Raw genomic sequence first — 23,062 nt, 5'->3', positions numbered from 1 at the left:
CGCCTCGTCGCGTCCGCGTATCAACCTTCCGCCGTGCATAAGGCTAAGTGCGGCGGCGAGACTCTGTGGGTATGGCTCGCATACGCCTCGCGGAGCGCTCGGACCTGCCCGAGGAGCACCAGCACCTGATCGCCGCCTTCCGGGAACCGGAGGACCTCGCGCCCGAGTACAGACACCTGATGTCCGGCGCCGAGCGCAACGTGTACGCCGCCTTCGGCCGGAACCCGCCCGCCCTCGTCGCGTTCCGGGAGTTCGCCGGGTCGCTGTGGAACGACGCGGACCTGGACGCGCGAACGCGGGAGCTAGTGATCCTCCGGGTCGCCCGCGAACTGGACTCGCGGTACGTCTGGCACCAGCACGGCCGCATCGCGCTGAGCGCCGGGCTCCCGGCCGACGACGTCAGGGCCGTCGGCGCGAACGCGCTGGAGCGGTTCGACGAGGGCGAGGCCGCGCTGCTTTCGTACGTCCGCGCGTATCTCACCGGCGCGGTCGACGACGACCTCCACGACCGCGTGAGCGCGCACTACGACGACGGAACGATCGTCGCCGTCGGCATGCTCGCCGGCACGTACGCGACCATCGTCCGGTCGATGCAGGCGCTCGACGTGCCGATCGAGGAGGGGTTCATCGGGTGGGACCTCGCGAACGCGCCGGAGTAGCCGCGGTCGTGGGATCCGAGACGGTCCTCACTCCGGGATGTAGTCCTCGCGGACGGGATGGAAGATGTCGAGCACCTCGAGCGGCTCGTCCCCGTCCGCGCGCATCGCGTGCTTCTCGCCGGAGTCGAGCAGGTAGCAGGTACCGGGCGTCAACTCGTACTCCTCGCCGTCGACGATCTGAGTGCCGGTCCCGCTGACGACGTAACCGATCTGCTCGTGAGGGTGGTTGTGGTACGGCGACTCGGCGCCGGGCTCGATGACGTTGTGGGTCAGCATCTGGTTGTAGCTGTACAGCAGGACGTGCTGCTCGAAGCCGTCGTGGTCCGCGGCGTTGTCCGGGACCTCCGTGTACGCGAGGTGTTCTACCATGACGACCGGTAGGACGCGGACCGACAAAAAGGCGTAGCCGGTCGCGGCGGTTTCCGCCGGGAACGGCGCGAGCCGCGCGCGGGCGTCGGCTCGCAGACGACTCGCGGTCAGCCGACTTCGCGATCCCGCGAGCTACTCCGTCAGCGAGTCGCGGACGCGCCGCGGGATGTGCGGGAAGTCGAACGTCGGACGCGCCTCGGGGTCGGTCGGTTCGACGGTGCACTCGATCAGCGAGGGGCCGTCGCGGTCGACGGCGTCGGCGTAGGCCGCAGCGAACTCGTCGTCCGAGTCGACCCGCTCCGCGGGGAGCCCCTGCGCCTCCGCGGCGGCCGCGAAGTCGATGGAGGGGGTCGGCTGGCCGCCGGTCGTCCCGTAGATGCCGTTGTCGAAGCAGACCACGGTGAGGTTCGACTGGTCGGCGGTCGCGACCGTCGAGCAGACGCCGAGCGACATCGTCAGCGACCCGTCGCCCGCCAGCACCGTCACCTGCTCGTCGGTGCCGTGGGCGACGCCGACGCCGGTCGCCGTCGTCGACCCCATGCTCCCCCAGAGGTAGAAGTTGCGCTCGCGGTCGCCGACCTCCGCGAGGACGTAGGAGGCGACGCCGAGGTTCGAGACGACGACCGCGTCCGGCGTCTCCTCGATGACCGCGGCCGTGCAGGCGAACTGGTCGGCCGCCATCACTGCGCCTCCTGTCCGTAGCCGGTGACGGTCGCATCGAGGAACACCACGTACGGCGTCCGCGTCGAGAAGGCGGAGTCGGCCGCCATCCGCACCGTCTTCCGGAGCGTCCCCGGCTCCTCGACCACGGTGTGTCTGACCCCCATCTCGTCCATCATTCCCGGCAGGCCGTAGCCCGCGGGCACCTGCGCGACGTTGAACTCGCCGAGGTCGCCCCGGCGGGTCACCAGCGCGAGGAACGGCAGCCGCGCCGGCGCCGACAGCGAGCCGATGGCGTTGATCGCGTTCGCGAGGCCGCTCGACTGACACATCACGGCCGCGCGCTCGCCGGTCACCCACGCGCCGGAGGCCGCCGCGATCGCGCTCTCCTCGCGCTCGACGCGCAGCGTGTCCACGTCCGACTCCTGTAGCCCCTCCAGGACCGCGCCCATCGCGCCGTCCGGGAGCTGCGTCACGAGGTCGATCTCGGCGTCGAGCAGTCCGTCCACTATCTCCGCTTCCCAACTCATACCCGTCAGTCGGATCGGAGCGGCTTGACTGTTGGGGCTCCGGCCGTTCCCCCCTCCTCGTGCGGCAGCGTGCGCGGCCCGCGCTCCCGGCTCGCACGCTCCACCGCCCCCGCGCCGAAAACGCTTCATTCCCCGCCGCGTATGCGGAGGTATGCCACGGATAGCCCCCGCCCGGCTAGAGGCGGGAGCGACGGTGCTCCTCGAAGCGCTCGGAACGCCCGACCCAGCGGCCGCGAAGGTGGCCGCCTCGCTCGTCGACGCGGACCTCTGCGGGCACGCCTCACACGGCGTCGTCCGCCTCGCGACGATGTACGCGCCGATGGTCGACGAGGGGACCCTCGACCCGGCGGCGAGCCCGACCGTCGACGACGCGGACCCGGGAGCGCTCCGCGTCGACGGTAACCGAGGGTTCGGCCAGCTGACGGGGCGGGCGGCCGTCGACGCGGCGGTCGAGGTCGCCGCGGAGCGCGGCGTCGCGGCCGTCGGGGTCAAAAACGGCGCCCACATGGGCCGGATCGGCGAGTGGGCCGAGCGCGCGGCCGCCGAGGGGTTCGCTCTCCTCGCGTTCGTCAACACCGGACTGGCGGGGCGAACGGTGACGGTTCCGGGCAGCGCCGAGCGCCTGTTCTCGACGAACCCCATCGCCGTCGGCATCCCGACGTTCGGCGCGACCCCGCACCCGGTCGTGCTGGACATCGCCACGAGCCAGGTCGCTCACGGCAAGGTGACCAAGCGGAGCGTCGAGGGCGACCCGCTCCCGCCCGCGTGGACGGTGACCGCGGAGGGCGGTCACGTCGCCGACGCGGACGCGTTCGAGGACGGCGCCGGCGCGCTGCTCCCGCTTGGCGGTCGCTCCGCGGGCCACAAGGGGTTCGGGCTCTCGGTCGTCGCGGAGCTGCTCGCGGGCGTCGTGGGCGGCGGCGAGGTGTTCGGCGAGGGCACGCCGGGGTCGGTGAACAACGCGGCGGCGTTCGTCCTGATCGATCCGGCGCGGTTCACCTCCCGCGAGCGCGTCCGCGAGGCCGTGACCACCCTTGACGACTACCTCGCGGACGCGACGCTCTCTGCGGCGATCGAGCGTCCGGACGCGATGGACGGGGACCGACCGCTACTCCCCGGCGCGCCGGAGCACCGGACGCGATCGGACCGCGAGCGGGAGGGGGTCCCGGTCGGCGACCGCACGCTCGACGCCCTCGCGGCTCTCGCGGCGGACCTCGGCGTGGCCGACGAGTTCCGGCTCGGCTGAGGGCCGCCTCACGGCCACCGGCAGCGCGACGCCTGTGCCCAACCGCACAGTTAAGACCGCTTCGGCCGACGTACGACCGTGTTCCAGCCAGCAGACACCTTCGAGTTCGAGTACCTCGGGAGCGACGTGATATACGGCCGCGGCCGCGTCGCGGAGCTCGGCGACCGGCTCGGTGCCGCCGGGATCGACCGCGCACTCGTGGTCTGTGGGTCGAACGTCGGCGCCAACGAGGCCGTGATGGGGCCGGTGCGCGAGGGGCTCGGCGACCGGCTCGCCGGGGTCTTCGACGAGACGAGTTCGGCCAAGTCCATCGAGACGGCCGCCGACGCCGTCGAGGCGCTCCACGCGGCCGACGCGGACGCCATCGTCGGCGTCGGCGGGGGCAGCAGCCTCAACGTCGCCAGGCAGATGAGCGCGCTCGCGGCGGACGGGCGGTCGGCGGACGAACTGCGCGCGGCGGCCGAGGCCGACGGGACCGTCGCCACCCCTGACCCCGACGGACCGCTCACGCCCGTCGCGGTCGTCCCGACGACGCTGACCGGCGCCGATCTGTCGGCCGGCGGGAGCCTCGTCGTCCTCCCGCGGGAGGCGTCGCCGACGGGCCAGCCGGTCGTCGCCAGTTGGAGCGTCCCGCCGACGCTCGTCGTCGAGGACCCCGCGCTGTTCGAGACGACGCCGCACGGTCCGCTCGCGGGCTCGGCGATGAACGGCTTCAACAAGGGGCTCGAGACGGTCTACGCGGCGGGCGGCTCGCCCGTCACGGACGCGACCGCCACGCACGGCCTCCGCCACCTCGTCGCCGGCCTCCCGGGCCTCGACGGGGAGGGCCCGACCGCGGTCGACCGCGCCGTCGTCGGCATGATCCTGGTGCAGTACGAGAGCCGGATCAACGTGATCCACGCGTTCGGGCAGGCCCTCTCGCGCCGCTATCCGGTCCAGCAGGGCGTCGCACACGCCGTGATGGCCCCGCACGTCCTCCGGTTCGTTCTCGACAACGTCGACGGGCGCCGGCGGCTCCTCGCCGAGGGCCTCGACGTGGAGGCGGAGGGCCGAACGGACGAGGAGGTGGCGGACGCGGTCGTCGCGGCGGTCCGGGAGGTCCGGGACTCGCTCGGTGTGCCGACCCGCCTCCGCGACCTCGGGGGTGTCTCCCACGACGACCTCCGACCGATCGCGGAGTACGTCGCCGACCACGGCGTGCTGGCGGCCGCGCCGCCCGGACTGACGGTGACGGTCGAGGACGCGGAGGCGGTTCTGGAGCGGGCGTGGTAGGACGGCACCGTCGGAGCGAAGGCCTTCCACCCGTGAACATTAGTAATCCGGCGTCGACGGGGACTGCATGGCAGACATCGTCGTTCTGAACCACAGCGTCCACGGGGTCCCGGCCGCGGAGTGTGCCGACGCCCTCCGCGAGCGAGTCGACGACAGGAGCGTCGCGCTGGCGGAATCGGCCGCGGCGGAGCGCGAACTGGTGCCCGAGGCGGAGGTGATCGTCGGGAGCGACCTCGACGCGGACCTGCTCGCGCTCGCCGACGACCTGCGCCTGTTCGCGTGTACCTCCGCCGGCACCGACCGGCTCGACATGGACGCCTTCCGCGAGCGCGGCGTCGCCGTGACCAGCGCCTCGGGCGTCCACGGTCCGAACATCGCCGAGCACGTCATCGGCTGGATCCTGCTGATCACCCGGCGGCTCGACGAGGGGCTCCGCCGGCAGGAGCGCGCCGAGTGGCGCCACTTTCAGGCGTTCGGCGAGCTCCAGGGCTCGCGGGTCTGCGTCGTCGGCCTCGGCGCCATCGGGACCGCCGTCGTGGAGCGCTTGGAGGGGTTCGGCGTCGAGACGGTCGGCGTGCGGTACACGCCCGAGAAGGGCGGCCCGACCGACGAGGTGTACGGGTTCGACGAGCTACTGGAGGCGTTCGTCGGCGTCGACTACGTCGTCGTCGCCTGCCCGCTGACGGAGACGACGCGGGGACTGATCGGCGGCGACGAGCTCGCTGCGGTTCCGGTCGACGCCGTCCTCGTCAACATCGCGCGCGGGCCGGTCGTGGACACCGACGCGCTCGTGACGGCGCTCCGGAAGAACGACCTCCACGCCGCGGCGCTCGACGTGACCGACCCCGAACCGCTGCCCGCGGACCACCCCCTCTGGTCGCTCGGGAACGCCTACGTCACCTCCCACGTCTCGGGCTACACGCCGCGCTACCTGGAGCGCGTCGCGGACATCCTCGCCCGGAACCTCGACCGCGTGGACGAGACGGGGTCGTACGCGGACCTGGAGAACAGGGTCGACTGACCGGTGTTCGGCCCCGCCCGGAGGTGCATTTATGGGGTCGCGCCGCGAGCGGTCACTCATGTATCGCGTACTGGTGGCTGTCGACTCGAACGAAGAGCGTGCGGAAGCCGTCGCGCGGGCGGTCGCGGACCTCCCCGGGGACCCGGGGTCGGTCGAGGCCGTCCTGTTGAACGTGTTCGAGGACTTCCAGGGGACCGACGAGGGACGTCAGATCAGCACCGACGACATCTACGACCCCGAGGAGTTCCCGGAGAGCGTCGACGCGGCGACCGAGATCCTCGCCGGCGCCGGACGCGACCCCGAGCGCCGGCGCGAGCACGGCGACCCCGCGGAGCGGATCACCGAGGCGGCCGACGAGGTCGACGCCGACCTGATCGCCCTCTCGGGACGCAAGCGGTCCCCGGCCGGAAAAGTGCTGTTCGGGAGCGTCACGCAGTCGGTGCTTCTGTCCGCGGAGCGGCCGGTACTGGTCGCGATGGGGTAGCGAGGTCCGAACCGGGGCCTCGCGGCCCCATCCGGCGTCACTCCGCGACGTAGTGCTCCAGCGTGCCGACGCCCTCGACCTCGATCTCGACGCGGTCGCCGTCACCGAGCGGGCCGACGCCCTCGGGCGTCCCCGTCGCGATCACGTCGCCGGGTTCCAGGGTGAGGTACTCCGTGATCTCCTCGATCAGCTCGGGGATCTCGAAGATCATGTGCTCGATGGTCGACTCCTGGCGCGTCTCGCCGTTGACGCGCGCGCTGACGGTCGCGTCCGCGGGGAGTTCGTCGGGCGAGGCCAGCACTGGGCCGAGCGGGGCGGCGTTGTCGAACGCCTTCCCGCGCACCCAGTTCTTCTCCTTGCGCTGGTCGTCGCGGTTCGAGACGTCGTTCATGCAGGTGTAACCCGCGATCACGTCCTCGGCGTCCGCGGCGTCGACGTTCCGGGCCTGCTCGCCGATGACGACGCAGAGCTCGGCCTCGTGTTCGACCTTCTCCTTGCCCTCGGGCAGCGTGACAGTGTCGCCGTGTGCCGACAGCGCGTTCGGCGGCTTGAGGAACAGGAGAGGACGGTCCGGCACGTCGTTGCCGAGCTCCTCGGCGTGTTTCGCGTAGTTGCGGCCGATGCAGACGATCTTCGTCGGCTCACACGGCGGGAGCACCTCGACGTCGTCGACGGCGTACGTCCGCCCCGCGGCGGTGATCGTGCCGTAGTCGTACTCGCCGGTGCGCGTCGTGCCCGCCTCGTCCCGGAAGCGTATCTGTTTCACGTTCGCGTATTGGCGGATCGGCACATATTGGTTGGGAATTCGGCGACCCGCCTCGTCGGCAAAAACCTGCGCCGCAGCGGTCGATCGGTCCGCGCGGTGGACGGTCAGCGGTCGCCGCGCCAGTCGAAGGCGGCGTCGAGGTCGTGGGGGACGTGACCGTCGGCCCGACCGGCCTCCTCGAGGTACGCTCGGAGGTCGGCCGCGTAGTCGGGGTGCGCGCAGGCGTCGACCAGCGCGCTCGCGGTCTCCCGCGGGTCGTTGCCCCGCAGGTCGGCGACGCCGCGCTCGGTCACGACCACGTCGACGTCGTGTTCGGTGTGATCGACGTGGGGGACCATCGGCACGATACGGGAGACGTCGCCCCCCTTCGCGGTCGACGGGAGCGCGAGGACCGACAGCGCCGCGTTGCGGTTGAAGTCCCCGCTCCCGCCGATCCCGTTCAGCATATCCGTCCCGCCGACGTGCGTCGAGTTCACGTGGCCGAACAGGTCGACCTCCAGCGCGCTGTTGACGGCGACGACGCCGAAGCGGTCGATGAGGCTCGGGCCGTTCGAGAGGTCCGCCGGCCGCAGCACCACGTCCTCGGCGTAGCGCTCCACCTCGTCGAACAACCGGTCCTGGCCCTCGGCCGAGAGCGCGAGGGAGGTCGCGCTGGCGGCCGCCAGTTCGCCGTCGTCGATCAGGTCCAACAGGCCGTCCTGGATCACCTCGCCGAAGTAGATCAGGTCCCTGTCGCCCAGCTCCGCCTCTCCGAGCGCCGCCATCAGCGCGTTGCCGAGGCTGCCGACGCCGAACTGGATCCGGAGCGACTCCGCGAACAGGGGGGAGCGCTCGACCTCCGTCTCGATGAACGCGCGGAGGTTCTCGGCGATCGCGCGGTCGTCCGCGGTGGGTTCGCGGAACTCGTAGGGCCGGTCCCGGCGGTTCGTCTCCACGACGGCGACCAGTTTCGCGGGGTCGAACCACACGCGGTCGTCGCCGATGCGGTCGCCCGGCCCCGACAGCGGGACCGGTTCGCGGTTCGGCGGCCGTCCCCGCCGATAGATGTCGTGGAAGCGCCGGACGCCCTCGGGGACGGCGGCGTTCACCTCCACGATCAGTCGGTCCGCGGCCGCGACGAACGCGGGCGTCTGGCCGATGCTCGTCGTGGGGATCAGCCAGTCGCCGCCGACGGCGAGCGCCTCGACGATCGCCACGTCCGGGTCCACGAGCCCGCCGTACTGCACCTCGTCGCCGAGCGAACTGATGTTGCGGTCGTGGAAGGCGACCTCGCCCGCGTTGATCGCCTCCCGGATCGTTCCGCCCGCCTGGTAGGGGAACCGGCGGTCGACCGCCCCCGCCTCCACGAGTTCGCGGTCGATCTCCGGGCCGACGCTGCCGCCGCTGACGACGGTCAGTCCCGGGTCGCGGTCGTCCGCGGCCGCCGCGGACGCGAGCGCGGACGGGACCGCCTTGGGGTAGCCCACGCTCCCGAAGCCGCTGACGAGGACCGCGTCGTCGTCCCCGATCTCGGCCGCGGCCTCGGCGGCCGACGCGATCGGAAGCCCGTCCTCGACCCGGCCGTCGCTCATTCGCAGTCCTCTGGCTGGGTGCCGACGCCCTCCGGCCAGCCGGGCGGCTGCGCCGCCGAGGGCTCGGCGTACGAGCGCTTGAGCACCATCGGCGTGCGCTCCAGCGACAGCACGAGGTCGTCGTCCTGGTTGTACGTCCTGAGCTCGGTCGTGACCATGCCGACGTGGTCGCGGCTCTCGGACTCCCGCTTCGAGAGCACCTCGGACTCCGCGAACAGCGTGTCGCCGTGGAAGACCGGCGCGTGGTGTCTGATGTCGTCGTAGCCGAGGTTCGCGGTCGCGTTCATCGATACGTCGACCACGCTCATCCCCACCGCGAGCGCGATCACGAACGTCCCGTCGACGAGGCGCTCGCCGAACTCCGTCTCGGCGGCGTACGCCTCGTTGAAGTGCATCGGGTTCACGTTCATGGTGATGTTCGTGAACCAGACGTTGTCCGTCTCCGTCACGGTGCGTCCGTAGGGGTGTTTGTACACGTCCCCCACTTCGAAGTCCTCGTAGTATCGTCCCTGCCAGCCGGTCTTGAGTCGTTTGTCGGTCATCAGTAGGATCTCGGTAACCCGAGCACGTTCTCGCCGATGTAGTTCAACGCGAGCTGCTGGGTGATCGGGACCAGCCGCGTGAGCCGCGCCTCCCGGAAGTAGCGCTCCACGTCGTACTCGCGGGCGACACCGAAGCCGCCGTGGGTCTGGACCGCGGCGTCCGCGGCGTCGAAGGCCGCTTCCGCCGCGAGGTACTTCGCCATGTTCGCGCGGGCGCCGACCGCCTTCGCGTCGGCGTCGTCGTCCGCGTCGCTCGCGGCGCCGTACACCATCCCCTTCGCGGCCTGCACGTGAGCGTGCGCCTCCGCGAGGGGGTGCTGGATCGCCTGATTGGCGCCGATGGGGCCGCCGAACACTTCGCGGTCGTTCGCGTAGGAGGCCCCCGCCTCGATGGCGGCCTCGCCGAGGCCGACGCACTCGGCCGCGATGGCGAGCCGCTCCTCGTTGAGGCCGTCGAGCATCTGGTAGAACCCGCGCCCCTCCTCGCCGATCAGGTTCTCCGCGGGGACCCGGAGGTCCTCGAAGAACAGCTCGTAGGAGTGGACGAAGTTGCTCGCGGTCTTGTCGATCTTCTCGATCTCCAGCCCGCCCTGCTCGTAGGCGTCCTCCAGGTCGACGAGCAGCATCGAGAGCCCGCGGGTCCGCTTTTCGACCTCCTCGCGCGGAGTCGTCCGCGCCATCAACACGAGGTAGTCGCTGGCGTCGACCCGGGAGATCCAGATCTTCTGGCCGTTCACGACGTACTCGTCGCCGTCGAGTTCCGCGCTCGTCTGGATCGACGTGGAGTCCGAACCCGCGTTCGGCTCGGTGAGGCCGAACGCCTGGATCGAGGTCTCGCCGCGCGCGACCTTCGGGAGGAGGTCGGCCTTCAGCTCCTCGCTCCCGTACTTCACCAGCGGGACCGAGTTGTAGATCGCGCCGTGGACCGCCTGCGCCGCGCTGAAGCCGCCGCCGGAGGCGGCGATCTCCTCGAGCATCACGACGACCTCGTCGGTGCCCATTCCGGCGCCACCGTGCTCCTCCGGCAGGAGCGCGCCGAACCATCCCCCTTCGGCGAGCGCGTCCACGAACTCCTGCGGGTACTCCCCCTGCGCGTCCTTCTCCCGCCAGTACGCGGCGTCGAAGTCCGCACAGATATCCCGAATCGCGTCGCGGACGAGCTGCTGCTGGTCGGTCAGATTGACCGTGTCTCGCTCTACCATTTGCCGACAGAGCGTTTCGCGGGCGGTCGCATAAAGGTGAGGGTGCGGGCGGTCGCAGGTAGCTCCACGTCGTCCGAGGCCCAGCATGCGTTCGACGACACGAAACACTATATGGGTAAAGCGCATATTGGGTGTATGAACGGCGAGACGGACCACGGCGGGCTCGATACGGTCGGTTCGGTGGAGACGCTGTTCGATATCGTCGAATTCGTTCACGGGAACGAGGGCGTGACGCTCGCGGAGGCGGCCGCGGCGCTCCCGTACGCCAAGAGCACGGTGCACCGCCACCTCGCGACGCTCAAGGAGCGCGGCTACGTCGTCGAGGAGGACGGCTACTACACGGGGCTCCGGTTCCTGGAGCTCGGCGAGCGGGCCCGCAGCCGGCGCCGGGCGTACCGGCTGGCTCGCACGAAGGTCGAGGAACTCGCGGCCGAGACCGGCGAACGCGCCCAGTTCATCGTCGAGGAGCACGGGCAGGCGGTGTACGTCCACCGCGCGCTGGGCGAACACGCCGTCAACACCGACGCGGAGATCGGCAAACGCATCCCGCTGCACGCGACCGCGTCCGGCAAGGCCATCCTCGCCGCCATGGACTCGGCCGAATCGTCCCGCATCATCGAACGCTCGTCGTTCGAACGCGTCACGTCGGAGACCATCACCGACCCAGAATCGCTCGCGGACGAGCTCGACGCGATCGCCGACCGCGGCTACGCGTTCAACCGCGAGGAGAACCTCGACGGCCTCCACGCGGTCGGCGTCCCGATCAGCGGTCCAGAAGACACCGTGATCGGTGCGCTGAGCGTTTCCGGCCCCTCCCACCGGCTCACCGGCCACCGCTTCGAGGAAGAACTCCCGACGCTGCTTCTGGGGACGGCCAACGAACTCGAGTTGAACATCGCCCACGCGTAGCGTTCCGCATCGCGGGACGAACGAAAAACTGCGTTTTCCGTCGCGACTCTTCGACGCTTCGCCATTACGAGCTTAGTTCTGTAACGGAGCAAGCTCCGATCGTCGTCGCTGGCGGCGCCACGCTCCGATCAATATATTTCTTTATTCTGAGCATTCAGCAAAAGCCTATGAAATTCAGTATGTAGACACTGGATCCGAATCGTGGAGTAATCACCTCTACTATTCCTGAAAATTCTATTTTCTGGGTAATTGGGGAGGAATTTGTATAAAATCTCTCTTTATGGATGTTATTGGTAGATCTCAGTGGATACTGATTCCAACATCAGGAACAGTCTCAATACTCTATTCATGATAGTGTCACTATAACTTGTCTATCATTTCTTGACTAGTGTATGATTTTCGGAATGACTGCCAGTTCCGTTTTCGGTTCTGATCGCGGCGGGTCACTCCGACCCGCTCGTCACCGCGGGGCCGGCCGAGACGCGCGTCAGCCCTCGCGGGGGTCGCTCCGCGGTCGGGTGGTCGGTCGCGACCGCGATTCGCCACGCCGGGGACCGACCGTCGGCGGGGTCGAGTCGGGTCGCGGCGGTCACGGAGACGTTCGCGGCCGCGTCCGCGTCGCCGACCCGGCTCAGGAGGGCCAGCGTGAACGGGAGCGTGACGAGCGCGTCCCCACCGTCGTCCGCGCTCGCGTAGCCGCGGAGCGTGACCGACCGCGACCGGCGGTTCGCGGTCGTCTCGGGGTCGGCAGTCGGCCCCGACTCGGGGGCGTGTACCGCGAACGCTTCGAGGAACGCGACCGACCGCAGGTCACACAGCGCGCCTTCCAGGGGATCGGCCGCCGCGGTCGAGGGCGCGGGGAGCCGGGCCGCGGCGTCGCACAGCAGGGCCGCCTGTTCGGTCGGGTCGAGTCGGTCGTCGACCTCCCGGGCCACGTGCTCGAGGAGGTGGAGGCAGAGCTCGTCCGGGTCGCTCACCGACTCGGCCGCCTCCAGGTACGCGTCCATGATCGCCGTCTCGACGCCCCGGTGGGGGGAGTTCTCGATCGCCTCGAACGTCGCGCCGGCGGCGGTGTGACAGAAGTCGACCAGGGTCCGCCGTTCGGCGGTCGACGGCCGGCTTCCGGACTCGGTGCGGGAGCGGTCGCGTCCGTCGTCCCCGGTCGCCTCCCGGCCCCGGGGGCCCTGAAGGCGACGCTGACAGGCGACCACGTCGTGGAAGGGGACCTGCGGATCGTACCGGCGCAACGCCGCTCGGTACTGCTCGGTCGCCTTCGCCGCCGCGCGGGCGGTCGGCCGTGAGGGGAACCGGAGCCCGGTCGTCGGGACCGGCCGGTCGCCGGTCCGGGCACACCGGAGCACGTACTCGCCGTCGGCGGTCGCGAGCGACTCGATGTGGCCCCGCACGTCGTCGAGCGTGGCCCCGATCATCGACGGTCCCTCCCCCGGTCCGCGGCCGCACCTGCGGCACGCGACCGCGGCCGTGTGCGAGTCCGATCGTCCATGTGGTTTAGGCCAACCTAAAGAATCATAATCCCATCGGTTCCGGTCGGTCTCGCGGGTCCGTCGGAGGCGGGGCCAATCGGCAGCCGTTCGCCGTGGGAATCGGGGATTTATCTCCCCCCGGCCCGCAATCGGTCAGTATGGTCGAAATAACTGATTCTCTGAAGTGTCTCTATACGGCCACCGTGGACGACGACGGCGAGGGCGGGTACACCGTCACCGTTCCGGACGCCGAAGTCGGGCACGGAACGCTGGCCGAGGGCGAGACGTACCGCGTCGTGCTGCTGGACCACGACGGCGGTGAGTCGACAGATGCGTCCGCGGCCGCGACCGCGAGCGAGCGCGACCGTGCGTCCGCGACGGAACCGAGCGGGCCGCCGGTCTCCGAGGGTGAGGTGCGCGAGGTCACCATCGAGACGCTCGGCGACCAGGGCGACGGCATCGCCAAGATCGAACGCGGCTACGTGGTCATCGTCCCGGACGCGGACCTGGGCGACGAGGTGACGGTGGAGATCACGGCGGTCCGAGAGAACGTCTCCTTCGCCGAGATCGTCGAGTAGAACGGAGCGGGAACGGTCTCAGTCTTTTGCGACCCCATCCCCCGGTGCGAAGGGCTATACTTCTCCGACCGGTATCCTCGCCAAATCATGTCGTCGAACGCCGGTGACGCGGACGGTGGCTGCCTCCGGGTCGACCTCGACGTCGAACCCGGCAGCGCGTGGGAGTGTCCCATCGTCGACGACCACGACGACGTCCGCGAGGTGACCGTCAACGCGGTCGGCGACGACTGCCGTGTGGACCTGACTCCCGCAGACGAGTCGGGCGTCGTGACCGCCACCGGCTCCGTCGACGAGGACTGCCTCTGTCACGTCTTCCAGCGGCACGACTGCGTTCCCCGCATTCGCGGGGTCGACGCCGGGACGATGCGCGTGACGACGTACGTCGACGACCGCTCCGTCGTCCGCGATCTTGTGAGCGCGCTCCGTGATGCGGTTGGACGCGTCGCGCTCGCCCGCCTCGCGGTCGTGGAGGGCCCCGGCACGACCGAGCGCGCGACGGTCGACCTCTCGGCGCTCACCGACGCCCAACGCGAGGTGCTCGACCTGGCGATCCGCCGCGGCTACTTCGGCGACGGGGCCGACCACGCCGCGCTCGCGGCGGAACTCGACATCTCCGAGTCCGCGCTCTCCCAGCGCCTCAGGGCGGGACAGGCTCGCCTCGTCGCTGAAGTGTTCGACGCGACGGCCGACTGATCGGGGCCCGTTCCGACGGTGCTGGGGGCCTGCCCGCCGGGGGCACTTCAAGCCCTTCACTGTGAAGCAGTGGTGCGATGACCGTTCCGTACCTCCCCTCGCACATGGCGACACAGGCTCACTCCCCGGCCACGACGCGCGACCGCGAACAGAGCACGGTGATGGCTGCGGCGATGCTCGCGTGGCTCGTCATCTGGCTCGGTATCATCGCGTTCCTGTTCGGCTACGGGAACGTTGTCTCCTCGATAGTGGTCTGAGAACCCTCCGCGGATCGGGGTTTTCTGAACGAGAGCGATACTTAGTGGAGCGATGTGTTTTTGTCTGTTTTTTGTTACTAGGCGGTGTTTTTGTGACTGCTGTCGGTGCTGCTTCCGGGGACAGAAACACCCAGAAAGCCCCAGCCGGCTCTCTGGACGCGGTTTTTGTGTCTGTTGCAGATCCTGCTGCGTGGAACAACACCATCCAGAAAGCCCCAGCCGGCTCGACCGCGCCGCGCCTCGCTGCGCTCCTCGCTCTCAGCACCGCCCGCTGCGGTGCTTATCTGGCAAGACGGTCCGGGCGTTCCGTTGCGTCTCTCGGCACAGCCCGACGGACGGGTCCGGGCTGCGACTTGCTGACTCTCGCTCGGCAGGCTCGCGAGAGCGTCGTCGGGGCGGGTTCGAATCGGCTGCCCCTTTCAGTCCCACCCACCGCACCGCAACCGCCCCGCACAGCAGCCTCGTACCTCCCCAACCTCGGCGGCGGCGCGGCCGCGAAACCGCACCGCATGCGGCCGCGCCGCCGCCTCCCTCGCGCGGTCGCGGCGCCACAGGGGCGCCGCGGCGCGCACCGACAGTACGGCACCGCAACCGCACCGCTCCGCGACCGCACAGCACCGCACCGCCGCGAGTTTCAGAAAAGCGATGTGTCTGAATCGGTCTGTAACACTAAGTATCGCCATCGATCGTCGGCCGCTTTTTGACGGTTGCCCGCGTGGGCCGGAGTATGTCTCTGTTCGGAACGAGCGGCGTACGCGGACCGGTCGGCGAGACGGTGACGGCGGGCCTCGCGCTCGACGTGGGGCGCGCGGTCGCGGCGGACGCCGACCGCGTGGTCGTCGGGCGCGATGCCCGCGACTCGGGGCGCGCGCTGGTAGACGCGCTCGCGGCCGGGCTGGTCGAGTGCGGGACCGACGTGGTGGACCTGGGCGTCGCGGCGACGCCGACCGTCGCGCGGGCCGTCGCGGGCGAGGACGCTGCCGCGGGCGTCGTGGTCACCGCCTCCCACAATCCGCCCGCTGACAACGGGATCAAGCTCTGGACGCGCTCGGGGCAGGCGTTCGACGCCGACCACCGGGCGACTGTCGAGTCCCGGATCGAGGAGGGGCAGTTCGAGTTCGCGGCGTGGGACGGCCACGGCGTCCGGCGCGAGGGCGCGGACGCCGACGCCCGCCACCGCGTGGCGCTCGTGGACGCGGGCGAGCGCGCCGTCGCGAGCACCGGGTCGACGTTCGACGACCTCTCCGTTGTCGTGGACCTGGGGAACGGCACGGGACGGGTGACGGCCGACGCGCTTCACGAGCTGGGCGCGGACGTGGCGACGCTCAACGCCCAGCGCGACGGGCGGTTCCCGGGGCGGCCGAGCGAACCGACCGCCGAGACCTGCCGCGGGCTGTGCGCACACGTCGCGGCGACCGACGCCGACCTGGGGATCGCTCACGACGGGGACGCGGACCGGATGATGGCGGTCGCGGGCGACGGCGAGTTCGTCCCGGGCGACCTGCTGCTCGCGCTGTTCGCGCGCCGGGAGGCGGGGGCTGGCGACGAGGTGGCAGCGCCGGTCGACACCAGCTTCGCCGTCGACGACGCGCTCGCCGAGGTCGGCGCGAGCGTGACGCGGACGCGGGTGGGCGACGTGTACGTGGCCGAGCGGACCCGCGAGGAGGGCGTCGTCTTCGGCGGCGAGCCCTCCGGCGCGTGGATCTTCCCGGAGCAGACGCTCTGTCCGGACGGTCCGCTCGCGGCCGTGACGCTGGCGGCGATGGCCGCGGCGGAGCCGCTCGCGGACCGACTCGCGACCGTCGAGCGCCACCCGATCCGACGCGCGAGCGTCGAGGTGGCGGACAAGGCGGCCGTGATGGAACGCGTCGCGGAGCGGCTGACCGCGGAGTACGCGGACACGTCCACGCTCGACGGGGTCCGCGTCGACCTCGACGAGGGCTGGTTCCTCGTGCGCGCGTCCGGCACGCAACCGCTCGTCCGGCTGACCGCGGAGGCGCGCGACCCCGAACTCGCCGACGGCATCCTCGCGGAGGCGCGGTCGGTGCTCGACGAGGCGATCGGGGCGGTCGAGCGGTCCGAGTGACTGCGGCGGTGACGCGGTCTCAGACCGCGGTCGAGGACTCCGTGCGCCCCTCCAGCGTGTCCGGAACGAGCCGGTAGAACTCGAAGTCCACCTGCGACGGCGGTCGCTCGAAGATGTCGACGATCGGGATGTGAACGCGTTCGAGCGCCGCGAGCGTCTCCGTCGCGATGTCGGACTCGCTGGTGTGTTCGAGCGTGCCGGTCGCGACGACGCTCCGTGCACCCTCCTCGCCCCGCTCGTAGGTCACGAACGAGACCGGGCGGTCCACGGCGTCCGCCTTCTCGCTCCCGCCGCCCACCGCGAGCCGGAAGAAGAACGCGGTCGTGTCGGCGTCGTAGCCGTACGAGACCGGCACGGTGTGGGGCGGTTCGTCCGGGTCACCCGCGAAGGAAATCACGCCGGTTCCCCCGACGCCGAGGAACGCGTCCCGCTCCCGCTCGTCCATCGTCGCCGCCTCGTTGACCATGGTTCACGGTACGCCGTCGGGTCGGATAAGTGTACAGTGCGGACCGGGACCGACGGCCGGCCGCACGCCCCGCGTCCGCCTCCGGAGACCGACAGGTCGTTGTGTCGCGGTCGCCTCCGGTCCCGTAACCGATGTCCGCACATCACAACGCCGGCTTCCGTCGACTGTTCGAGACGGACCGCCTCTCGTTCGGCACGGGGTTCCCGCTGACGAACGCGGACGAGTCGGCGCCGGACGTCGACGCGGAGGTCCGACTCGCCCGCCGCGCGGAGGAATTGGGCTACGACGCGCTGTGGGCCCGCGACGTGCCGACCTTCTGGCCGTCGTTCGGCGACGCCGGACAGACGTTCGACGTGTGGCCGTGGCTCACCAGAATGGCGACCGCGACCGACGACGTGGCGCTCGGGACCGCCAGCGTCGTGCTCACGCTCAGACATCCCCTCCACGTCGCGAAGGCCGCCGCCTCCGTGGACCGCCTCTCCGACGGCCGACTCGTCTTGGGCGTCGCCACGGGTGACCGCGACCCGGAGTTCCCCGCGTTCGACGTCGATCCCGACGACCGCGGCCACCTGTTCCGGGAGGCGGTCGGCCTCCTGCGGACGGTGTGGGCCGAGGAGTTCCCGGAGGCGGACACCTCGTGGGGGACGCTCGACGGCGACCTCTCCGTCGTCCCGGAGCCGACGACGGAGACGGTGCCGCTGCTGCCGACCGGGCACGCCCGACAGACCGTCGACTGGATCGGCGACCACGGCGACGGCTGGCTGTTCTACCACCTGCCCGAGTCGACGCTGGAATCGTACCTCGACGACTGGCGCGCCGCGGCGGGAGACAAACCGTTCGCGATGGCGATGCAGGTCGACCTCGCGGACGATCCGACCGCGGACCCCGAGCACGTCCATCAGGGGTTCCGCGCGGGGACGGAGTGGTTCCGGGAGTACGTCCGCGACCTCGAGGACGCGGGCGTCGACCACCTGCTGGTCGGCCTCCGCGGCGACGACCCCGAACGCGAGCTGGAGCGGTTCGCGAGCGAGGTGATGGAGCCGGTGCAAGCGACCGGTACTGACGGAAGCGACCGATAGCGCGGCCGAAGTGCGCTTAGCGGCGGACTCGCATCGGGGTTTCGGCGACGATGAACGGCTCCTCGTCGTCCGCGGCGGCGAGCGCGAGGCCACCGCAGTCGGTCCGGATCGCGTGGAGCGCTGGGAGGTCCGGAAGGTCGTAGTCCGCGGGGTCGCCGTACGCGCCCGCGATGGCCCACTCGCGGGCCCGCATCAGGCCTCTCCCGTGATGACCGCAGCGAGCGCGTCGTGGTCGAACAGCCGCTCGTCCTCGGGTACCTCACCGATCCCGTGCCAGTCGCCGAACGTCTCGGGGTAGAACTGCTTGGCGGCCACCTCGGTCTGGAGCAGGTTGATGACCGGCCCCTGGTAGGAGGTCCCGCCGCGGTAGAGGCGGTCGTTCTGCACGGCCGAGAGCTGGCTGCCCACGTCGTCCTCGCGCATGGTCTCCATCCGGGCCTCGAACTCCTCGGTCGAGACGTGCGAGAGGCCGTACTGGAACAGGAGCACGTCCGGGTCGGCCTCCAGCAGCTGCTCGTAGTCCCACTCGGCGTAGCTCCCCTCGATGAGGTCGTCGAACGCGCCCCGGATCCCGAGGTCGCGGTACTGCTTGTGGCCGTTCCCGTCGTGGACCGGGTACGCGTAGAACGACCCGCCCTCGAAGTCGGAGTTGACGGAGAGCAGCCCCACCGTCGGGCGCTCCTCCGCCGGCGGCAGGTTCTCCGCGATGTCGGTCTGCAGCCCGGCGTGTAACTCGGCGACCGCCTCGTAGCGCTCGCGCTCGCGGAAGACCTCCGCCACCTTCTCGAACGCCTCGTAGAGGTCGTAGTAACGATAATCGTGCCAGTCAGCGCCGCGCCGTCGGATGCTGTTCCCGACGATCGGACCGACGTTCTCGGCCACCTCCGCGAACTCCTCGTCCGTCCAGCCGTCGTCCAGTATCTGGACGAAATTCGGGTCGAAGAGGTGGACGTCGCTGTCGAGTTCGTAGAAGAGCTCCTTGTCGATCCCTCCCTCGCCCATGAGCTGGGTGATCCCCTCGAAGTCGACCTCGACGTCCGGGAGCGAGTTCACCAGCTCCGTCGGCCAGTTGTCGGTGAAGATCAGTCCCGTTGCGTCCTCCCAGCGGCCGAGCGCCAGCGCCATGTCGCCGTACGTGCTGAAGTAGGCCATCCACGACTCCGGCGGTCGCTCGAACGTCACCTCTCCCATCGGCGCCATCGACACCGCGTACTCCTCTCCGTCCCCCTCGGTCGCGGACTCCGTCGTCTCCGCGGTCGCGGTCGCCGGATCGGCGCCCGTCGTGTCGGTCGCCGATCCCGACCCCTCGCCGCCGGTACAGCCCGCGAGGAGCCCGGCCGTCGCGACCGCGCCGCCGTATCGCAGATACTCACGTCTCGTCCGCCCTGCCGAACCGATGTCGGTCGGGTCCATGTGGATTAGGCCCGCCTAAACACTCAAAAGCGCATCGGTTTTTAGGCCACCCTAACTATTCTTCATCTGGGTGCGCCGCAGTGCGGGCACATCGGGAGCTCCCCGTCCGGAAGGGGGGCCGCACAGTGCGGACATTCCCCGTCCTCGGGAGTCACCATCGCCTCGACGACCGCGTCCGTGTGCTCGCGGACCGCCGCGACCGAGGCGACGCCGTCCGGGGCGGACCCCTCCTCGGGACCGCGTTCCTCACCGGCTCTCTCCTCCCCGTCGGCGTCCAGCGCCGCCTCGGCGAACCGGACGCGCGTCCGGAGGAACGCCGCCGCCTCGTCGTCGGCGTCCGCGTTCTCGAGGGCGTCGGCGAGCGCGGCACGGAGGTCGACGCTCGGTGAGGGGTCGTCCCCGGTGGGTCGGGACGCCTCGTCCGCGCGGGCGAGGAGTCCCAGCGCCTCCGCCGCTCGGCCCCGGACGTACGGCTCCTCGTCGGCGAGTCGCGCCGCGAGCGCGTCCGCGGCGGCCGACAGCCGCGCCGGCCGCTCGCAGCCGACCACGACGAGCGCGGTACAGAGGTGATAGCGGACGAGCGGCTCCTCGTCGTCGAGGTGATCGGCCAGCGACGCGATCTGATGGGCCAGCCGCGTCGGGTCGCCGATGGCCACCGCCGCCAGCGCCTTCGCCAGCTTCCGGCGGACCTCCGGTTCGTCGAAGGCGAGGCCGACGCGCAGGTCCGCGAGCAGTTCCGGGGTGGCGACCTCCCCCGGACGCTCGACCGCGGCGTAGCCCAGCGCCTCCGCACAGCGCGCCCGCACGTAGTAGAACTCCCCGTCGTCCGCGAGGCGGTCGGCGAGGGTCGGGACCGCGTCGTCGACCGCGGCCGGCGCCGTCGCCGCCACCCGGACGAACAGCTTCGCGGTCGCCAGCCGCACCGACCGGTCGTCGTCGCGGAGAAATCGGGCGAGGTTCGCCCCGGCACCGTGAGCGAGGGCCGTCTCGCCCGCGTCGGGGCCGGCGTCCCCGGGGTCGTCGAGCGCCTCGCGGACCGCCACGATCGCTCGCTTTCGCTCGGTCGGATCGGCGACCGCGAGGCGCTCGCCCAGCGACGCGCGCGCCTCGTCGTCGCCGTCCTCGAGCGTCTCGACCGCCGCCTCGGGGTCGACGGGAGGGGTCTGGTCGGCCATCGGTGTCGGCTAACCCGTCCCGCCCGACCCACTTAACGACCGCCCGATCGACGCGGCCGGAACCGCCGCTCATCGAAACCGCGACACTTTTTAGGCAATCCTAAAATAACGAGTACGAACGTCCCGGGACCGAAGGTATGCGACGAATCGCCGGTCGGACCGCGGACCTGACCGGCGAAACCCGCGTGGACGGACCCAGGGATCGGAATGGTTATTATGTTTTAGGCTGGCCTAAAAAACACATGCCGAACGACGCTACCGAACGCGAGGCATCGACGCGACGAGAGTACGTGAAGTTCACCGGCGCGGCCGCGACCGCGGGCCTGTTGGCCGGCTGTACCGGCGGCGAGGGGGACGACCCCGAGACGGCACAGGAAGCGACCTCGACCGCCGCGGCCACCGACGACGCCACCGACACCGCGACCGCGGACGACGGCTACGAGGTCTCGATGGAGCCGGTCGGGACGGTCGCGTTCGACGAGGTGCCGGCGTCGATCGCGCCGTTCACCGCCGACTACGTCGACATGCTGGTCGCGCTCGGGCACGCGGACGCCGTCGAGTCGATCTGGTTCCGCGGCCGCTACAAGACCCTCCACTACGACCACCTCGACGGCGTGTCGATCGACCTCGACGACCTCACCCAGCTCTGGAACGACGGCGTCTCCAAGGAGGTCTTCTACGAGATGGACGCGGACCTCCACCTGATGGACCCCAACGCCCTGACGAGCTGGCTCGGGGTCTGGAGCGAGGACGACGTGGCCGAGATCCGCGAGAACGTCGCGCCGTTCCTCGGCAACCTGATCTTCCGGCGCACGGACGACTGGCACGACTACCGCTACTACTCGCTGTACGAGGCGTTCGAGAAGGTCGCCGCGGTCGTGCAGGAGCGCGAGCGGTTCGAGGCGATCCGGTCGGTCCACGACGACCTCGTCGCGGACGTCCAGAACCGGCTCCCGCCGGAGTCGGAGCGGCCGGACGCGGCCCTTATGTTCGCCGGCACCGAGCCGGACGAGTTCACGCCGTACCGGATCGACGGCGGGGGCGCGAACAAGGAGCACTTCCGCACGCTCGGCATCTCGGACGCGTTCGCCGGCACCGGCGTCGAGGGCTACTCGGGGTCCGAGTCGCTCGACTACGAGGCACTCCTGGAGATCGACCCCGACTCGCTGCTGCTCCGCTACCACGAGGAGGGGATGAGCCGCGAGGAGTTCGAGGATACCGTCGTCGCGTACATGAAAGACCACGACGTGGGCAGCCAGCTCACGGCGGTCCAGAACGACCGCGTGTTCCGCGGCGGCCCGATCTACGCCGGCCCGCTCCACAACCTGTTCATGATCGAGCGGTACGCGAAGGCCTACTTCCCCGACGAGTTCACCGAGGACGAACTGTTCGACCACGACGCGCTCGCCGACGTGATCACCGACGGGGTCTGAGACGCCCCACGTCGCCCGCCGCGGCTCGTGGCGGCGACTGCTGGTTTTGGATATCGCGCTGAGTGGTTTATGGCGCCCGACCGCGCGCGACGCCTCGCGTAGGTTTAACAGCCCGGCGTCCGCCCCTCGGACATGGAGTACACGACGCTCGGCTCGACCGGCACGACCGTCTCGCGGCTCTGTCTCGGCTGTATGAGCTTCGGCAGCGGCCACGACTGGATGCTGGACCCGGAGGAGGGCCGCGAACTGGTCGAGCGCGCGATCGACCTCGGCATCAACTTCTTCGACACGGCCAACGTCTACTCGAACGGCGAGAGCGAGGAGATCCTCGGCGACGTGCTGGCGGAGTACGACCGCGACGAGCAGGTCGTCGCGACGAAAGTCCGGTTCCCGGGCGCGAGCGAGCACCCGAACGCGGCGGGCCTCTCCCGGAAGACGATCGAGCAGGAACTGGACAACTCGCTGGACCGACTGGGGATGGACGCGGTCGACCTCTATCAGATCCACCGCTGGGATTACGACACGCCGGTCGAGGAGACGCTGCGCGCGCTCGACGACGCGGTGCGGCGCGGGAAGACGCGGTACGTCGGCGCCTCCTCGATGTGGGCCCACCAGTTCGCGGACGCGCTCCACACGAGCGACCGGCTCGGACTGGAGCGGTTCGCCACCATGCAGAACCTCTACAACCTCGCCTACCGCGAGGAGGAGCGCGAAATGCTCCCGCTGTGCGAGAAGGAGGGCATCGGCGTCATGCCGTGGAGCCCGATGGCGGCCGGCTACCTCACCCGCCCTTACGAGGCGGAGACCGCCACGTCCCGCGGCGAGCACGAGGCGGAAGTCGGTCGACCCTATCGCGAGGGCGGCGGCGAGGAGATAAACGCCCGCGTCGAGGAGCTCGCGGCCGAGAAGGGCGTGGAGATGGCGCAGATCGCGCTCTCGTGGGTGCTCCACAAGGACGTGGTGACGGCGCCCATCGTCGGTACGTCCAGCGTCGAGCACCTGGAGGACGCGGTCGAGGCGCTCGACATCGACCTGTCCGACTCCGACATCGAGTGGCTGGAGGAGCCGTACGAGCCGGTTCGGGTCTCCGGACACGAGTAGGGCGTTCGCCGCAGGCTCGGTCGCTCGCGCCGGAACGTACTTGATCCGGTGGGCACAACCTCCGCG

25 protein-coding genes are annotated in these 23,062 nt (G+C 70.4%); 13 read left to right on the top strand and 12 right to left on the bottom strand.

Annotation, left to right across the window (positions count from 1 at the left end):
- Positions 1-71: 71 nt before the first annotated feature.
- Positions 72-659, top strand: a complete 588-nt coding sequence (locus ACZ432_RS01160; protein WP_426963907.1) for a carboxymuconolactone decarboxylase family protein — start codon at positions 72-74, stop codon at positions 657-659.
- A gap of 27 nt (positions 660-686) precedes the next feature.
- Here ACZ432_RS01160 and ACZ432_RS01155 read toward each other — a convergent pair whose 3' ends face one another.
- The 3 genes from ACZ432_RS01155 to ACZ432_RS01145 form a co-directional block, all read right to left on the bottom strand.
- Positions 687-1,028, bottom strand: coding sequence for a cupin domain-containing protein (locus tag ACZ432_RS01155; protein ID WP_426963908.1), 342 nt, complete (start codon positions 1,026-1,028; stop codon positions 687-689).
- A 132-nt stretch (positions 1,029-1,160) separates the two neighbouring features.
- On the bottom strand, positions 1,161-1,709 hold the full coding sequence (locus ACZ432_RS01150; protein WP_426963909.1) for a thiamine pyrophosphate-dependent enzyme: 549 nt from the start codon (positions 1,707-1,709) through the stop codon (positions 1,161-1,163).
- Entirely contained in the window at positions 1,709-2,218 is a 510-nt protein-coding gene (locus ACZ432_RS01145) for a thiamine pyrophosphate-binding protein (RefSeq protein ID WP_426963910.1), read from the bottom strand. The genes ACZ432_RS01150 and ACZ432_RS01145 overlap by 1 nt, the downstream gene beginning before the upstream one ends.
- Before the next feature lie 151 nt (positions 2,219-2,369).
- Here ACZ432_RS01145 and ACZ432_RS01140 point away from each other — a divergent pair, with 151 nt between their 5' ends.
- The 4 genes from ACZ432_RS01140 to ACZ432_RS01125 all read left to right on the top strand — a co-directional run bounded on the left by ACZ432_RS01140 (position 2,370) and on the right by ACZ432_RS01125 (position 6,241).
- On the top strand, positions 2,370-3,464 hold the full coding sequence (locus ACZ432_RS01140) for an Ldh family oxidoreductase (protein ID WP_426963911.1): 1,095 nt from the start codon (positions 2,370-2,372) through the stop codon (positions 3,462-3,464).
- Positions 3,465-3,542: 78 nt separating this feature from the next.
- Positions 3,543-4,736: an iron-containing alcohol dehydrogenase family protein gene (locus ACZ432_RS01135; protein ID WP_426963912.1), complete on the top strand. Its 1,194-nt coding sequence runs from the start codon at positions 3,543-3,545 to the stop codon at positions 4,734-4,736.
- A 67-nt stretch (positions 4,737-4,803) separates the two neighbouring features.
- Positions 4,804-5,757, top strand: coding sequence for a D-2-hydroxyacid dehydrogenase (locus ACZ432_RS01130; RefSeq protein WP_426963913.1), 954 nt, complete (start codon positions 4,804-4,806; stop codon positions 5,755-5,757).
- Positions 5,758-5,815: 58 nt separating this feature from the next.
- A complete protein-coding gene (locus ACZ432_RS01125; protein ID WP_426963914.1) occupies positions 5,816-6,241 on the top strand; it encodes a universal stress protein in 426 nt (141 codons plus the stop codon).
- A gap of 37 nt (positions 6,242-6,278) precedes the next feature.
- Here the strand turns inward: ACZ432_RS01125 and ACZ432_RS01120 are convergent, their stop codons facing one another.
- The 4 genes from ACZ432_RS01120 to ACZ432_RS01105 all read right to left on the bottom strand — a co-directional run bounded on the left by ACZ432_RS01120 (position 6,279) and on the right by ACZ432_RS01105 (position 10,322).
- A complete protein-coding gene (locus ACZ432_RS01120) occupies positions 6,279-7,007 on the bottom strand; it encodes a fumarylacetoacetate hydrolase family protein (RefSeq protein ID WP_426963915.1) in 729 nt (242 codons plus the stop codon).
- Between the two features lie 104 nt (positions 7,008-7,111).
- Positions 7,112-8,578 carry an acetyl-CoA hydrolase/transferase C-terminal domain-containing protein gene (locus ACZ432_RS01115; RefSeq protein ID WP_426963916.1) on the bottom strand — a complete coding sequence of 489 codons (1,467 nt, stop codon included), beginning with the start codon at positions 8,576-8,578 and terminating at the stop codon, positions 7,112-7,114.
- Positions 8,575-9,120, bottom strand: a complete 546-nt coding sequence (locus ACZ432_RS01110; protein ID WP_426963917.1) for a MaoC family dehydratase — start codon at positions 9,118-9,120, stop codon at positions 8,575-8,577. The genes ACZ432_RS01115 and ACZ432_RS01110 overlap by 4 nt, the downstream gene beginning before the upstream one ends.
- A complete protein-coding gene (locus ACZ432_RS01105; RefSeq protein WP_426963918.1) occupies positions 9,120-10,322 on the bottom strand; it encodes an acyl-CoA dehydrogenase family protein in 1,203 nt (400 codons plus the stop codon). Before ACZ432_RS01105 ends, ACZ432_RS01110 begins: the two co-directional genes overlap by 1 nt.
- Before the next feature lie 135 nt (positions 10,323-10,457).
- Between ACZ432_RS01105 and ACZ432_RS01100 the strand changes: the two genes are divergently transcribed.
- Positions 10,458-11,231 carry an IclR family transcriptional regulator gene (locus tag ACZ432_RS01100; protein ID WP_426963920.1) on the top strand — a complete coding sequence of 258 codons (774 nt, stop codon included), beginning with the start codon at positions 10,458-10,460 and terminating at the stop codon, positions 11,229-11,231.
- A 443-nt stretch (positions 11,232-11,674) separates the two neighbouring features.
- Here the strand turns inward: ACZ432_RS01100 and ACZ432_RS01095 are convergent, their stop codons facing one another.
- Positions 11,675-12,661 carry a DUF7551 domain-containing protein gene (locus tag ACZ432_RS01095; RefSeq protein WP_426963921.1) on the bottom strand — a complete coding sequence of 329 codons (987 nt, stop codon included), beginning with the start codon at positions 12,659-12,661 and terminating at the stop codon, positions 11,675-11,677.
- 212 nt (positions 12,662-12,873) lie between these two features.
- Here ACZ432_RS01095 and ACZ432_RS01090 point away from each other — a divergent pair, with 212 nt between their 5' ends.
- The 4 genes from ACZ432_RS01090 (at position 12,874) to glmM (ending at position 16,329) form a co-directional block, all read left to right on the top strand.
- A complete protein-coding gene (locus ACZ432_RS01090) occupies positions 12,874-13,293 on the top strand; it encodes a TRAM domain-containing protein (RefSeq protein WP_426963922.1) in 420 nt (139 codons plus the stop codon).
- Positions 13,294-13,380: 87 nt separating this feature from the next.
- A complete protein-coding gene (locus tag ACZ432_RS01085; protein ID WP_426963923.1) occupies positions 13,381-13,986 on the top strand; it encodes a helix-turn-helix domain-containing protein in 606 nt (201 codons plus the stop codon).
- A gap of 77 nt (positions 13,987-14,063) precedes the next feature.
- Positions 14,064-14,243 carry a hypothetical protein gene (locus tag ACZ432_RS01080; protein WP_426963924.1) on the top strand — a complete coding sequence of 60 codons (180 nt, stop codon included), beginning with the start codon at positions 14,064-14,066 and terminating at the stop codon, positions 14,241-14,243.
- A gap of 727 nt (positions 14,244-14,970) precedes the next feature.
- A complete protein-coding gene (glmM, locus tag ACZ432_RS01075) occupies positions 14,971-16,329 on the top strand; it encodes a phosphoglucosamine mutase (protein ID WP_426963925.1) in 1,359 nt (452 codons plus the stop codon).
- A 19-nt stretch (positions 16,330-16,348) separates the two neighbouring features.
- On the opposite strand, the gene ACZ432_RS01070 is transcribed toward glmM, so the two are convergent.
- Positions 16,349-16,795: a pyridoxamine 5'-phosphate oxidase family protein gene (locus ACZ432_RS01070; protein WP_426963926.1), complete on the bottom strand. Its 447-nt coding sequence runs from the start codon at positions 16,793-16,795 to the stop codon at positions 16,349-16,351.
- A 131-nt stretch (positions 16,796-16,926) separates the two neighbouring features.
- On the opposite strand from ACZ432_RS01070, the gene ACZ432_RS01065 reads away from it, so the two are divergent.
- Complete coding sequence (locus ACZ432_RS01065; protein ID WP_426963927.1) at positions 16,927-17,874, top strand: TIGR03571 family LLM class oxidoreductase; 948 nt, start codon at positions 16,927-16,929, stop codon at positions 17,872-17,874.
- Between the two features lie 16 nt (positions 17,875-17,890).
- Here the strand turns inward: ACZ432_RS01065 and ACZ432_RS01060 are convergent, their stop codons facing one another.
- The 3 genes from ACZ432_RS01060 to ACZ432_RS01050 form a co-directional block, all read right to left on the bottom strand.
- Positions 17,891-18,067 carry a hypothetical protein gene (locus tag ACZ432_RS01060; protein WP_426963928.1) on the bottom strand — a complete coding sequence of 59 codons (177 nt, stop codon included), beginning with the start codon at positions 18,065-18,067 and terminating at the stop codon, positions 17,891-17,893.
- Complete coding sequence (locus ACZ432_RS01055) at positions 18,067-19,287, bottom strand: ABC transporter substrate-binding protein (RefSeq protein WP_426963929.1); 1,221 nt, start codon at positions 19,285-19,287, stop codon at positions 18,067-18,069. Before ACZ432_RS01055 ends, ACZ432_RS01060 begins: the two co-directional genes overlap by 1 nt.
- A gap of 62 nt (positions 19,288-19,349) precedes the next feature.
- Complete coding sequence (locus ACZ432_RS01050) at positions 19,350-20,462, bottom strand: HEAT repeat domain-containing protein (RefSeq protein ID WP_426963930.1); 1,113 nt, start codon at positions 20,460-20,462, stop codon at positions 19,350-19,352.
- 242 nt (positions 20,463-20,704) lie between these two features.
- On the opposite strand from ACZ432_RS01050, the gene ACZ432_RS01045 reads away from it, so the two are divergent.
- Positions 20,705-21,895, top strand: a complete 1,191-nt coding sequence (locus tag ACZ432_RS01045) for an ABC transporter substrate-binding protein (protein ID WP_426963931.1) — start codon at positions 20,705-20,707, stop codon at positions 21,893-21,895.
- A gap of 132 nt (positions 21,896-22,027) precedes the next feature.
- Positions 22,028-22,996, top strand: a complete 969-nt coding sequence (locus tag ACZ432_RS01040; protein WP_426963932.1) for an aldo/keto reductase — start codon at positions 22,028-22,030, stop codon at positions 22,994-22,996.
- Positions 22,997-23,062 lie beyond the last annotated feature (66 nt).

It is taken from the genome of Haloparvum alkalitolerans, from assembly GCF_055381565.1.
This window is presented reverse-complemented; position numbering and strand designations above follow the sequence as displayed.